Here is a 13,866-nt window from a genome sequence, read left to right on the forward strand (position 1 = left end):
GAATCGAATTGCTAATGAATGAGGTTTCTATGTTTAGTCGAGTACGCGTTGTCACCGGCCTCCTGTGTGTACTGGGGCTTTTTGCCTTGCTGCAGGTTTTCTCGGGTGGGGTATTTTTCAAAACGGTTACGGAAGATAAAGAAAACTTTGCTTATAACCAGCGTCTTAGCACCTTGCAACGCGCCATGGGAACGTCATGGGTTGCGCTTGTCCAGGCACGTAATACCTTAAACCGTGCGGGCATTCGTTATTTGCAGGATGGGCAGATGGCAGGTTCGGGAGCCACTGTAAAAGAGCTAGTGGCGCTGGCTGACAGTGAGCTGAAACAGGCTGAAAAGGGCTATGAATTATTCAATGCCAACCTGTCAGAGAAAGGAAAAAGTGCGGCTAACGTGCTGACGCTACAGGCCAATTACAAACAATTCCACGATGGTCTGGCGGAACTGATTGTGTTTCTGGGCAACGGCAACTTTAAAGGGTTTGTTGATCAGCCGACACAAAGTTATCAGGACAAATTCCAAAAAGATTATGACGACTGGCTTAACTACAACCTGGTACTGAGCCAGAAAGGCATTGATGCCAATAATGCCGCTTATCAGCGCATGATTATGCTGGTTGCGGGGACGCTGGTCGTTACGCTGCTAGTGATCGTGCTGGTGTGGAATCTTATGCGCAGCCTGCTGATTCGCCCGTTAAAACAGAGCATCGATCATATCCAGCATATCGCACGGGGTGACCTGACGCAGCCTATCGCCATTACCGTACGTAATGAAATTGGCGATTTGCTGACGTCTCTGCAGGAGATGCAACGTGAACTGGTCCGTACGGTCAGCACCGTCCGTGATGGGGCCGATGCGATCTATACCGGCGCCAGCGAAATTGCCGTAGGGAATAACGATCTGTCGTCGCGAACAGAGCAGCAGGCGGCTTCGCTGGAGCAAACCGCTGCCAGCATGGAACAGCTTACCGCGACCGTGAAGCAAAATGCTGAAAATGCCCGTCAGGCGTCGACGCTGGCGCTGAATGCCTCTGAAACCGCACAGCAGGGCGGCAAAGTGGTGGACGGTGTCGTGACCACGATGAAAGAAATTGCGGGCAGTTCCAGAAAAATTGCCGATATCACCAGCGTGATTGATGGCATTGCTTTCCAGACCAATATCCTGGCACTGAATGCGGCCGTGGAAGCGGCACGCGCAGGTGAGCAGGGCCGTGGCTTTGCGGTGGTTGCCGGTGAGGTGCGGAATCTGGCACAGCGCAGTGCACAGGCGGCGAAAGAGATTAAAGGGCTGATTGAGGACTCCGTCAGTCGCGTGAATACCGGTTCAGTCCTGGTTGAAAGCGCAGGCGATACCATGAACGAAATCGTCAGCGCCGTCACGCGCGTCACCGACATCATGGGAGAGATTGCCTCTGCTTCAGACGAACAGAGCCGTGGCATCGACCAGGTTGGCCTGGCCGTGACCGAGATGGATCGCGTGACACAGCAGAACGCCTCGCTGGTTGAAGAGTCGGCCGCCGCCGCTGCGGCACTGGAAGATCAGGCCAGCAACTTAAAACAAGCGGTTTCTGTCTTCAATATTGGTAAAGAAATTGTCACGCAGGCCGTTAACAAGACAACGGCGGCAAAAAGTTTACGTTTAGAAAGTCCGTCAGAGGGCATTCGCCAACCCTCATCACGCAGTGATGAGAACTGGGAAACCTTCTAATTGCCTGGATGGCCCAACCGCTGATGTGCGGTTGGGCATAGCAGCAGACGTTTAACAGGTGTAGTTCAGGCCAGGTGCAAAGATGAAGAAATCGACGTTATTAGATCAACCAGAGGCGACAACGCTGCTCTCACAGATGGTGCAGCGGCTGCCCCTCTCCGATACCCATTTTCGCCGTATCAGCCAGCTCATCTATCAGCGCGCGGGTATCGTGCTGGCCGATCATAAGCGCGAGATGGTTTACAACCGTCTGGTACGTCGTCTGCGCACGCTGAATATTGATGATTTTGGTCGCTACCTGGCCCTGCTGGAGAACGATCCTAACAGTGCTGAGTGGCAGGCGTTTATCAACGCTCTGACCACTAACCTGACCGCTTTTTTCCGCGAGGCGCACCATTTTCCTATCCTGGCGGAACATGCACGTAAACGTCAGGGCAATTTCAGCGTCTGGAGCACGGCCGCCTCAACGGGCGAAGAACCTTACTCTATCGCGATTACTCTGGCCGAAACGCTGGGAACCGGACCCGGTAAATTCCAGGTCCATGCCAGTGATATCGATACCCAGGTTCTGGAAAAAGCCGTGGCGGGCGTTTACCGCCAGGAAGAATTACGGACGCTGTCGCCTGCACAGCTACAACGTTTCTTTTTACGGGGTACGGGCCCGCATGCTGGCATGGTGCGTGTGCGCCCCGAACTGGCGAATATGGTGAATTTCAGTCAGCTGAATTTGCTGGCCAACGACTGGAACCTGCCGGGTCCGTTCGATGCCATTTTCTGCCGTAACGTAATGATCTATTTCGATAAAGAAACACAAGAAAAAATTCTACGTCGTTTTGTTCCACTGCTTAAGCCTGGCGGCATCCTGTTCGCCGGACACTCAGAAAACTTTAGCCAGATTAGTAAAGAGTTCTGGCTGCGTGGGCAAACCGTTTATGGACTGACGAAGGAAAGATGATGAGCAAAATTACCGTGATGTGCGTAGATGACTCTGCGCTGATGCGGCAACTGATGACAGAAATCATCAACAGTCATCCTGATATGGAAATGGTGGCGACGGCCCCGGATCCATTAGTGGCCCGCGATTTAATTAAACAGTTTAATCCGCAGGTGTTGACGCTGGATGTTGAAATGCCGCGCATGGATGGACTGGATTTTCTTGAAAAACTGATGCGTCTTCGCCCGATGCCGGTCGTGATGGTGTCATCACTGACGGGGCAGGGTTCAGAAATCACGCTGCGCGCGCTCGAGCTCGGTGCGGTGGATTTCGTGACCAAACCACAGCTAGGCATTCGTGAAGGTATGCTGGCTTACAGCCAGATGATTGGCGATAAAATTCGCGCGGCTGCCCGGGCACGTCTGCATGTGCGCACCACCATGCCTGCCCCGGTCACGCTGAAAGCCGGTCCGCTGCTGAGTAGTGAAAAGCTGATTGCGATTGGTTCATCGACGGGCGGTACAGAAGCCATCCGCCACGTATTGCAGCCGCTACCGGCCACCAGCCCTGCGCTGCTGATTACGCAACATATGCCACCGGGATTTACACGTTCGTTTGCCGAGCGGCTAAACAAGCTCTGCCAGATTACGGTGAAAGAGGCCGAAGATGGTGAGCGTATTCTTCCTGGCCATGCTTATATCGCGCCCGGCGCGATGCACATGGAGCTGGGTCGCAGTGGTGCGAACTATGTCGTGAAGCTGAACGACGGTCCGCCAGTTAACCGTCATAAACCGTCAGTCGATGTGTTGTTTAAATCCGTGGCGATCAACGCCGGGCGAAATGCCGTTGGCGTGATCCTGACCGGTATGGGTAACGATGGGGCAGCAGGCATGCTGGAAATGCATCGTGCCGGCGCCTGGACCATCGCGCAAAATGAAGCAAGTTGTGTCGTTTTTGGCATGCCACGCGAGGCGATAGCCAGCGGCGGTGTGAGCGAAGTAGTGGATTTAAGCAACATCAGCCAGCACATGCTGGCGAAAATTAGCGCCGGACAGGCATTGCGTATTTAACAGGCCCGTCCTGCCGGGCGAGATAACACAGGAGTAGATATGGCTGACAAAAATATGCGCTTTTTAGTGGTGGACGACTTCAATACGATGCGTCGTATTGTCCGTAACCTGCTGAAAGAGCTGGGCTTCAATAACGTAGAAGAAGCGGAAGACGGCGTCGATGCGTTAACCAAACTCAAGGCAGGTGGTTTCGATTTCGTTATCTCCGACTGGAACATGCCTAACATGGATGGCCTGCAACTGCTGCAGACCATTCGCGCAGATGCGGCCATGGCCAGTCTGCCTGTGTTGATGGTGACGGCTGAAGCGAAAAAAGAAAACATCATTGCTGCCGCTCAGGCGGGTGCAAGCGGCTATGTCGTTAAGCCGTTTACGGCCGCCACGCTTGAAGAGAAGCTGGGCAAAATTTTTGAAAAACTGGGTATGTAAGGAGATGTGATGAGCGACCTTCCGAAATCAGCTGAGCAAGCCGCGGCACAAGATATCATTTCCCGCATCGGTTCACTGACACGCATGCTGCGTGATAGTTTGCGTGAGCTGGGGCTGGATCAGGCCATTGCAGAAGCTGCTGAAGCCATTCCTGACGCCCGTGATCGTCTGGACTATGTAGTGCAAAAGACCGCTCAGGCGGCCGACCGGGCGCTGAACAGCGTCGAAGCAGCGCAACCGCACCAGGACAAAATGGAAGCGGGAGCGATTGCGCTTAAAGGACGCTGGGATGCATGGTTTGAGAATCCTATTGAACTTGCCGATGCGCGCGAGCTGGTGACGGATACGCGTCAGTATTTAGGGGAAGTGCCTGAGCACACCTCTTTTACTAACAAGCAGTTGCTCGACATCATGATGGCGCAGGATTTCCAGGACCTCACCGGTCAGGTGATCAAACGCATGATGGATGTGATTCAGGAGATCGAGCGCCAGCTGTTGATGGTGCTGCTGGAAAACATGCCAGAAGTGAGCGCCGAAAAACGTCAGGTTGGCACTACGCTGCTTAACGGTCCTCAGGTTAACGCTGCCGCCCCTGGCATTGTTGCGAACCAGGATCAGGTGGATGACCTGCTGGACAGCCTCGGTTTCTAATCACCTGGCTGTCTCGCCATCGCGACGTTGCGATGGTCCCTTCTGAAAAGTGGCCTGCTCACCGCGGGCCACTCCGCTTTTCTCTTTTGCTATCCGTGAAAGAGCATGTGTTTTTCACGTTTTATCCACGCTTTAACCAAACTCAAATTTGGCATTCTATGCTCAGAATTCCTGCCAACCGAGGTTTGTGGTGTCAGAAAACAGTGATGAGGACAAAACAGAATCGCCCACGGCCCACCGACTTGAAAAAGCGCGTGAAGAGGGCCAGATTCCGCGTTCGCGTGAGTTAACCTCACTATTGATGCTGTTGGCAGGCATCATGATTTTATGGGTTGGCGGGACGGCAATGGCCCATCGACTGGCGGCAATGGTGTCAACCGGACTCAGTTTCGACCACGGCATGGTGACCGATGACAAAATTATCATCGCCCACGTCGGTAATCTGATCATGCAGGCCATTGCCGCGCTTCTGCCGCTTCTGGGCGGGCTGGTTCTGGTGGCCATTGCCTCACCGATGCTGCTGGGCGGCGTGGTCATCAGCGGCAAATCCATCAAAGTGGATTTTAGCAAGCTGAACCCGTTGCCAGGCTTCAAACGCATGTTCGCCGCGCAGGCCTGGACGGAGCTGTTTAAAGGCATTCTGAAAACCATTCTGGTGGGCTGCGTGGCAGGCTGGTACATCTGGACGCACTGGCCCGATATGCTTCGGCTGATTGCCGAGTCGCCGACCACAGCCCTGATCCATGGCATGGACATGATCGCTATCTGTTGTGCGCTGGTCATGCTCGGCCTGATCCCCATGGTGGGATACGACGTTTTCTGGCAGCTTTACAGCCACTTTAAAAAATTGCGGATGTCACGTCAGGAAATTCGCGATGAGCACAAGCAGCAGGAAGGTGACCCGCACGTGAAAGGGCGCATTCGTCAGCAGATGCGCGCGGCAGCCCGTCGTCGCATGATGGCCGATGTGCCCAGGGCCGACGTGATCGTTACCAACCCAACACACTATTCGGTTGCGCTGCAATATAACGAGAAGAAAATGAGTGCGCCCAAGGTTATTGCCAAAGGCGCTGGCGAGATCGCCTTACGCATTCGTGAACTGGGCGCAGAACACCGCATTCCGGTTCTTGAAGCACCGCCGCTGGCGCGTGCGTTATACCGTCATACCGAAATCGGGCAACACATTCCTGGCGCCCTTTATGCGGCCGTCGCGGAAGTGTTGGCCTGGGTCTGGCAGCTTCGCCGCTGGAAGCGCGAAGGTGGCCTGGTGCCCGTAAAACCTAAAGACCTGCCGGTCCCGGCAGAGATGGACTTTGCAGGAGAGAGCAAAAACGATGGCTAATCTGGCCGCTAAACTACGCCTTCCAGGCAACTTCAAAGACATGCAATGGCAGGTCCTTGCGGGTCCGGTGCTGATCATCATGATTTTGTCGATGATGGTTCTGCCCTTACCGCCGTTTATCCTTGATCTGCTGTTTACCTTTAACATTGCCTTGTCGATTATGGTGCTGCTGGTCGCCATGTTTACCCAGCGCACGCTGGAGTTTGCGGCCTTTCCCACCATTCTGCTGTTTTCGACCCTGCTGCGCCTGTCGCTGAACGTAGCCTCTACGCGTATTATTTTGCTGGAAGGGCATACCGGTGCCGCGGCGGCGGGACGGGTGGTGGAAGCCTTTGGCCACTTCCTGGTTGGCGGAAACTTCGCCATCGGGATCGTGGTGTTTATCATCCTGGTGATCATCAACTTTATGGTTATCACCAAAGGTGCGGGCCGTATCGCCGAAGTGGGTGCGCGCTTTGTGCTTGACGGGATGCCGGGTAAGCAGATGGCTATCGACGCCGACCTGAATGCGGGTCTGATTGGCGAAGATGAAGCGAAGCGTCGTCGCGCCGAAGTGACTCAGGAGGCGGACTTTTACGGTTCGATGGACGGTGCCAGTAAGTTTGTACGCGGGGATGCCATCGCCGGTATTTTGATCATGGTCATTAACGTGATCGGTGGTTTACTGGTGGGGATCGTTCAGCATGGTATGGATGCGGGCCACGCGGCAGAAACCTATACGCTGTTAACCATCGGTGACGGTCTGGTCGCACAGATCCCTGCGCTGGTCATCTCTACCGCGGCGGGTGTTATCGTGACGCGCGTGGCAACCGACCAGGACGTCGGCGAGCAGATGGTCGGGCAACTGTTCAAAGATCCGCGCGTCCTCATGCTGAGTGCCGGCGTAATCGGTTTGCTGGGGCTTGTGCCTGGCATGCCTAACTTTGTGTTCCTGCTGTTTACGGCGGCCTTACTGGGGCTGGCGTGGTGGTTACGTGGCCGCGAGATGCAGCCGAAGAAGAATGTCGAATCGCCGAGCAGCATCGCAAAATCCATGGAAACGCCTGCCTCTGCCGAAGCCTCCTGGACTGATGTGCAGCTTGAAGACACGCTGGGCATGGAAGTGGGTTACCGCCTGATTCCGATGGTCGATCACAACCAGAACGGTGAGTTGCTTGGTCGTATCCGCAGTATCCGTAAAAAAGTGGCGCAGGATGTCGGCTTTCTGCCGCCGGTGGTGCATATCCGTGACAACATGGAATTGCCACCCGCGCGCTACCGCATTTTAATGAAAGGCGTGGAGATCGGCAGCGGTGATGCCTATCCAGGACGCTGGATGGCGATTAACCCCGGCACAGCCGCGGGTACCTTGCCGGGTGAAGCAACCGTCGATCCTGCCTTTGGCCTGGCGGCGGTGTGGATTGACGGTGCGCTCAAAGAGCAGGCCCAGATTCAGGGCTTTACCGTAGTAGAAGCCAGTACCGTTGTGGCGACGCACCTTAATCATCTGATTGGCCAGTACGCCAGTGAGTTGTTTGGCCGTCAGGAAGCGCAGCAACTGCTGGACCGCGTCTCCTCAGAGATGCCGAAACTGACCGAAGATTTAGTGCCTGGCGTGATTACGCTGACAACGCTGCACAAAGTCCTCCAGAACCTGCTGGTTGAGCGCGTTTCGATTCGTGATATGCGCACCATTATTGAAACCCTGGCAGAGCATGCGCCGGTTCAAAGCGATCCGCAGGAACTCACCAGCGTGGTGCGCGTGGCGCTGGGCAGAGCGATTACGCAGCAGTGGTTCCCGGGCACGGGTGAAGTGCAGGTGATTGGCCTGGATGCGACACTGGAGCGCCTGTTGCTGCAGGCCTTGCAGGGCGGTGGCGGACTTGAGCCAGGCCTGGCCGATCGGCTGTTAGCCCAGACGCAGGAGGCCCTGCAACGGCAGGAAATGATGGGCGCGCCGCCTGTCCTGCTGGTCAATCATCCGTTACGCGCCTTACTGGCACGCTTCCTGCGCCGTAACATGCCGCAGCTGGTGGTGCTGTCCAATATGGAATTAAGCGATAACCGTCAGATTCGCATGACCGCAACCATCGGTGGCAAACAATGAGATCGCTAATGCTGTTTTCGCTGCTGCTTCCGCTGTTTGCTCAGGCCGCTGACGGTGCCTGGAGCGCCAGCGCGGCGGGTCCACTGATGGCGAATCGGGGAAACTGGCAGTCGTCGCAGCCGCTGACCCCGCCAGGTCAGGTCAGTGGGGCGATCACCGTGGTGAACTGGCGTTATCAGTTTACCCAACCGGTGCCTTCCGGTTTACAGGTCCGGCTCTGTGCAGAACAGCGTTGTACCGAACTGGACGGTGCCAGCGGCAGCACACGCGGTCTGGCTGAGGTCGCCGCCGGTGAAACGTTACATATGGTGTTTGGCTTCGCCGGTGGCGGAAGTTTGCCGCCGGGGCTGAAGGTCGTCAGCACAGCGGTGACGGTCAACTACCACTAAGCCTTTTTCGCCCTGTTCATGGCAGACTGACAAGCATCATCAAGAGACTGATGCTGTCGGTCTGCCCGATCACTCCCGATGTCATAACGCGGTTCAGGCTACGCGTCTTTTTGCAGCAGAAAGCGGTAAAGCCATCCCCCCGCAACGCCACCCGCTATCGGTACCAGCCAGAAAACCCACAGTTGCTGTAACGCCCAGCCTCCCTGAAAAACAGCCATCGCGGTACTGCGTGCCGGATTCACCGAGGTATTGGTTACCGGGATACTGATTAAGTGAATGAGCGTTAATGCCAGACCAATCGCAATGGGAGCGAAACCCGCCGGCGCGCGTTTATCCGTCGCACCCTGAATAACCATCAGGAAGAACGCGCTGAGTACGAGTTCAGTGATGACGGCCGCGCAGAGGGAATAGCCGCCTGGCGAGTGCGCCGCAAAGCCGTTGGCAGCGAAACCCTTATCTGCCATCGTAAAGTCAGCCTGACCACTGACGATCAGATACAGCACGCCCGCCGCCGCAATACCGCCAGCCATCTGTGCCACGATGTAGGGCAAGATGGTCTTGCTGTCGATGCGGCCACCGGCCCATAAGCCCAGGGTGACGGCGGGATTAAAGTGACCGCCCGAAATGTGGCCTACCGCAAAGGCCATTGTCAGTACGGCGAGGCCAAATGCCAGAGACACGCCCACAAACCCAATCCCGGTTTGGGGAAAATTCGCGGCGAGCAGGGCGCTGCCGCAGCCTCCGAATACCAGCCAGAAGGTGCCGAACAGCTCGGCAAACGCTTTTCTTAACATCAACTTATTCTTCCTTTCTCGTTAACACGTTAAACCTGATAAAACGCGGGTTTATAGTAGAGCGCGGGAATAAGAAAAGAATCTTGTCCCGACAGGACCTTGATATACACGACATCAGGGTTGCCTGAGCGGGTTTGCACGGCGCGTGCTGCGATCATCTCTGGTGCTGAAATACGAATTAACGTCTTTGTATCGTGGAGACAGGGAGGGCAATGGCAAAGATGACGCTACACGAAGGAAAATTGTGCGGGTGACGGGCAGAGCGGGAAGGGCGAGGTTGAGGCAGGCGCTGAGAACAGTCAGCTCTCAGCGCCTTAACAGATTACATGCGATCGACCGTTTTGATGCCCAGCGTATCCAGGCCCAGTTTCAGGGTTTTTGCGGTCAGTGCCGCAATCTGTAAACGGCTCAGGCGCGTCACGTCGTCCTCTGCGGCCAGAATCGGACAGTGCTCGTAGAAACCGGAGAACAGGCCCGCCAGATCGTACAAATAGGCACACATCACATGCGGTGTGCCATCGCGTGCCACCTGCGTAATGACCTCTTCAAACTGCAGCAAACGCGTTGCCAGCAGGGCTTCACGGTCATCCGTCAGCACGATTTCTGCCTGAATCGCATCGGCGTCGATACCGGCTTTGCGGAACACGGACAGCACGCGCGTATAAGCATATTGCATGTAAGGCGCCGTATTGCCCTCAAACGCCAGCATATTATCCCAGTCAAAAATGTAATCAGTGGTGCGGCTTTTTGACAGATCGGCATATTTCACGGCGCTGATGCCGACGACTTCCGCAAGCGTGCTGACTTCCTCTTCCGTCATGTCCGGGTTTTTCTCGCGTACCAGCGTGTACGCGCGTTCATAGGCTTCATCCAGCAAATCTGACAGCTTGATGGTGCCGCCGCTGCGGGTTTTAAACGGACGGCCATCTTTGCCCAACATCATACCGAACGCATGATGTTCAAGTGGAACGGACGCAGGCACATAGCCGGCTTTACGGACAATGGTCCACGCCTGCTGTAAATGCTGATGCTGACGTGAGTCGATGTAGTAAATTACGCGGTCCGCATGCAGGGTTTCATAGCGATACCTGGCACAGGCAATATCGGTGGTGGTGTAAAGATAGCCGCCATCCTTTTTCTGGATGATCACGCCCATCGGCTCACCTTCTTTGTTCTGGAATTCTTCCAGGTATACCACGGTGGCGCCTTCACTCTCGACGGCCAGACCTTTGGCTTTCAGATCGGCCACAATTTCCGGCAGCATGTCGTTATAGAGGCTCTCACCCATCACATCATCACGCGTCAGGGTGACGTTCAGACGGTTGTAGATATGCTGGTTTTGCGTCATGGTGATATCAACCAGCTTTTTCCACATCTGACGACAGTAGTCGTCACCGCCTTGCAACTTCACGACATAGCCGCGCGCACGCTCTGCAAACTCAGGATCTTCATCGTAAGTGCGCTTGGCTTCACGGTAAAAACCTTCTAAATCCGCCAGCGCCATCTCCGCGTGGTTTTCATTTTGCTGTTTTTCAAGAAACGCAATCAGCATGCCGAACTGCGTGCCCCAGTCGCCCACATGGTTCGCGCGGATCACGTTGTGGCCCAGGAACTCGAGGGTGCGCACCGCGGCGTCGCCAATGATGGTGGAACGCACATGGCCGACGTGCATCTCTTTCGCCACGTTGGGGGCAGAGTAGTCCACGACGATTGTCTGTGGTTCGACCGGGTTCACGCCAAGGCGCGGATGATTCAGCGCCTGCCGGGCATGGTCGGCCAGCCACTGACGATCCAGGAAAATGTTGATAAAGCCCGGCCCCGCGATCTCCACTTTGCTGGCAATGCCAGTGAGGTCCAGATGTTGAATCACGGTTTCAGCTAATTGTCGTGGCGCCTGGCCCAGTTTTTTCGCCACGGCCATGATGCCGTTAGCCTGATAATCACCAAACTGAACTTTAGCCGACTGACGAACCTGAGGTTCACAATCGGAGGGAGCACCAGCCAGCACCATTGCCTGACTGACTTTTGCGGAAAGAAGCGCCTGAATATTCACCGGGTTACCTTACATATGCAGAGAAAAGCACGCTATTTGGGCAGCGGGCTGTCGTCATGATTCTGCCGGGTGCAATGACCACAGGTCCTGGCCCGGCAAAAGGAAAAAATGAGGGAAAAAGTATACGTGAATTGTCAGCGTGAGTCAGTAGCGGGATAAAGGCAGGGAAACAGAGCCGAAGATGTTTCCCGCAGAGATTAGCGACGACGCGCGCGGCGCGCGTTTTTAACACTTTTGTCTGCACGTACCTTCCAGTGGCGCGCAAGGGCAAACCCCATCAGTGCAATTAAGATGGCAACTACGATGAGCATCGTCATAAAAACTTTCCTTATAATAGTGTTAATGCAAATTTAATAGAAAGCTATGCAGGCTGCAATCATGTCACTGTTAAGTAAGACTTATCTTATTGTGTTAATGATAACCATACAAAACAGTAACTTAAGTTACTTTTGTCAACGAAAAGGTGGATCTAACCAGAAGATTAATCTGAATTAAAAGCGTTAATTTTTTGCTTTTCTCGTAAAACGCCAGCCAAATAAGATGAATCTTACCCTTTTGTTCATTACGATAGTTCAGTAACAATGAGTTACAGCATTCCCTGGTCATAAAAAAGTGAGGAGACAGCTTACGGTGAGCATGATATTTCCACCCGAACTGGACGATTTACAGGCCGATTTAGCGGCTTTCGAAGAACGGTTACAAAATTTTTCACAGCGTCTGGGGTTAAACTCTACAGACCTCGACGCCGATCATGTGGCCGTGCGGTGTCATCAGAATGCGACGGCCGAACGCTGGCAAAAAGGGTTTTTGCAACTCGGGGAGCAGTTCTCGGCGGCGATGATTAACGGACGACCGGTATTTTTATTTAAGCTGCACCAACCGTTAATGATTGCCGGCTGGGCGATAGACGTCGTTGAGCTGCCCTGGCCGGGTGAAAAACGTTACCGCCACGAGCGCTGGGAACATATTGAGGTGGTATTACGAGGCGAGCCTGAAACACTGGGCATGCGTGCCATGGCGCTGCTGTCCGATCAGGCACTCACACAGCCGGGTATTTCATTCAAAACCAGCTCACCGAAAGGGGAAAACGAGCGTCTGCCGAATCCTACGCTGGCAGTGACCGATGGGGAAACCACGATTAAGTTTCACCCATGGCGACTGGACGAGATTGTGGCCAGTGAACAGCGTTAGCCCCGGGCTTCAACCGCGCGTCTGAGCCGTCTGACGGCTTCTTCCAGCAAGGCGCGGGGACAGCCGAAATTGATCCGTACAAAGCCGTCATCACCAAAGTCGCGCCCCGGCGAGAAGCCAAGCCCGTGTTTTTCAAAGTACAGCGCCGGGCTGGCAACCTGGAGTTCTCGCGCATCGATCCAGCCCAGATAACTGCCTTCCGGAGAGGTCATTTTGAGGCCGGGCAGCGCATTGACTTCGGAAACCAGCCAGTCCCGGTTGCCGCGCAGATAATCAAGCTGGGCATCAAGCCAGTCATCACAGGCCCGCCAGGCGACTTCCGCCGCAACCAGGGCCAGAATATCGACTGAGGGCACAATGCCCTGGCGCACGGCGGTGAATCGCGCCCGTAGTTCAGGATCCGGGATCACAGCGACGGAAGCGCCCAGCCCGGCAATATTGAAGGTTTTGGATGGCGAAAGCAGCGTAATGCTCCGTTGGGCCGCATCATCACTCAGGGAGGCAAAGGGGATATGTTGCAGCCCCGGCGTTAACAGTAAATCGCAATGAATTTCGTCAGAGCAGACGATTAAATCATGGTGCTGCGCAAAGGCCAGCTGCGCTTCAAGTTCTTCCCGGCGGTAAACCGTGCCGCCAGGATTTTGCGGATTGCAAAGCATCAGCAACGTTTTGTCCTGCATGTGGCCGTCTGCTGCAGTGAGATCCATGACCCAGCGGCCTTCCTGCAACGTCAGAGGCAGATTCAACTGATCACGTTCAGCCAGCTTCGCGGCTGAACGGAAAGGGGGATAAATGGGATGCGGCGCGACGGTACCCTGGTGCGGCGCGGTAAACGCCCGCACGGCCAGATTTAACCCGCAGACTACGCCGGGCAACACGACCACCCATTCCGGTTTAACTTCCCAGCGATAGCGTGATTTACAGCGGGCAATCAGCGCATCGATAAATCCCTGAGGCTTATCGCCATAGCCGAAAACACCATGATCAACGCGGGCTTTAATGGCCTCAATGATGGGGGCAGGCGAACGGAAATCCGTATCCGCTACCCACAACGGCAGAATATCCTGGCCCGCATATTTGTGCCATTTAAGGCTATCACTGTGACGGCGGTCTATCCGTTGGTCAAAATTGAATGTCATAGTTAGTTTTCCACGTAAACTGTTCTAAGGGATAAGCATACCTGACGAATTTGGCGTGAACAGGACGTCATGTAAAGGAGAA

General features: G+C 54.9%; 12 protein-coding genes. 9 read left to right on the plus strand and 3 right to left on the minus strand.

The annotated features are described in order from the left end of the window. Positions 1-29: 29 nt before the first annotated feature. The 8 genes from RAC90_RS01500 to RAC90_RS01535 all read left to right on the plus strand — a co-directional run bounded on the left by RAC90_RS01500 (position 30) and on the right by RAC90_RS01535 (position 8,607). Entirely contained in the window at positions 30-1,706 is a 1,677-nt protein-coding gene (locus RAC90_RS01500; protein WP_039343223.1) for a methyl-accepting chemotaxis protein, read from the plus strand. Between the two features lie 82 nt (positions 1,707-1,788). After that, on the plus strand, positions 1,789-2,661 hold the full coding sequence (cheR, locus tag RAC90_RS01505) for a protein-glutamate O-methyltransferase CheR (RefSeq protein ID WP_006120244.1): 873 nt from the start codon (positions 1,789-1,791) through the stop codon (positions 2,659-2,661). Beyond that, entirely contained in the window at positions 2,661-3,710 is a 1,050-nt protein-coding gene (locus tag RAC90_RS01510) for a chemotaxis response regulator protein-glutamate methylesterase (protein ID WP_006120245.1), read from the plus strand. Before cheR ends, RAC90_RS01510 begins: the two co-directional genes overlap by 1 nt. Before the next feature lie 39 nt (positions 3,711-3,749). Then, a complete protein-coding gene (gene cheY, locus RAC90_RS01515; RefSeq protein WP_006120246.1) occupies positions 3,750-4,139 on the plus strand; it encodes a chemotaxis response regulator CheY in 390 nt (129 codons plus the stop codon). A 9-nt stretch (positions 4,140-4,148) separates the two neighbouring features. Then, positions 4,149-4,790: a protein phosphatase CheZ gene (cheZ, locus tag RAC90_RS01520; RefSeq protein WP_006120247.1), complete on the plus strand. Its 642-nt coding sequence runs from the start codon at positions 4,149-4,151 to the stop codon at positions 4,788-4,790. Positions 4,791-4,980: 190 nt separating this feature from the next. Next, on the plus strand, positions 4,981-6,132 hold the full coding sequence (flhB, locus tag RAC90_RS01525) for a flagellar biosynthesis protein FlhB (RefSeq protein ID WP_162285809.1): 1,152 nt from the start codon (positions 4,981-4,983) through the stop codon (positions 6,130-6,132). Further along, entirely contained in the window at positions 6,125-8,218 is a 2,094-nt protein-coding gene (flhA, locus tag RAC90_RS01530; protein WP_033741997.1) for a flagellar biosynthesis protein FlhA, read from the plus strand. Before flhB ends, flhA begins: the two co-directional genes overlap by 8 nt. Further along, entirely contained in the window at positions 8,215-8,607 is a 393-nt protein-coding gene (locus RAC90_RS01535; protein ID WP_375123860.1) for a flagellar protein FlhE, read from the plus strand. Before flhA ends, RAC90_RS01535 begins: the two co-directional genes overlap by 4 nt. A gap of 98 nt (positions 8,608-8,705) precedes the next feature. Here the strand turns inward: RAC90_RS01535 and aqpZ are convergent, their stop codons facing one another. Both aqpZ and argS read right to left on the minus strand, forming a co-directional pair. Further along, complete coding sequence (gene aqpZ / locus RAC90_RS01540; protein WP_185199559.1) at positions 8,706-9,401, minus strand: aquaporin Z; 696 nt, start codon at positions 9,399-9,401, stop codon at positions 8,706-8,708. 322 nt (positions 9,402-9,723) lie between these two features. After that, complete coding sequence (argS, locus tag RAC90_RS01545; protein ID WP_375123861.1) at positions 9,724-11,454, minus strand: arginine--tRNA ligase; 1,731 nt, start codon at positions 11,452-11,454, stop codon at positions 9,724-9,726. A 630-nt stretch (positions 11,455-12,084) separates the two neighbouring features. On the opposite strand from argS, the gene RAC90_RS01550 reads away from it, so the two are divergent. Further along, the gene (locus RAC90_RS01550; RefSeq protein WP_375123862.1) at positions 12,085-12,645 is read left to right on the plus strand and encodes a VOC family protein; all 561 of its coding nucleotides are present in this window, start codon (positions 12,085-12,087) and stop codon (positions 12,643-12,645) included. On the opposite strand, the gene RAC90_RS01555 is transcribed toward RAC90_RS01550, so the two are convergent. Next, entirely contained in the window at positions 12,642-13,784 is a 1,143-nt protein-coding gene (locus RAC90_RS01555; protein ID WP_039343170.1) for a MalY/PatB family protein, read from the minus strand. The genes RAC90_RS01550 and RAC90_RS01555 overlap by 4 nt on opposite strands. Positions 13,785-13,866: the final 82 nt, after the last annotated feature.

It is taken from the genome of Pantoea sp. CS_6 (genome assembly GCF_041954745.1).
GTDB classification, from domain to species: Bacteria; Pseudomonadota; Gammaproteobacteria; order Enterobacterales; family Enterobacteriaceae; genus Pantoea; species Pantoea stewartii.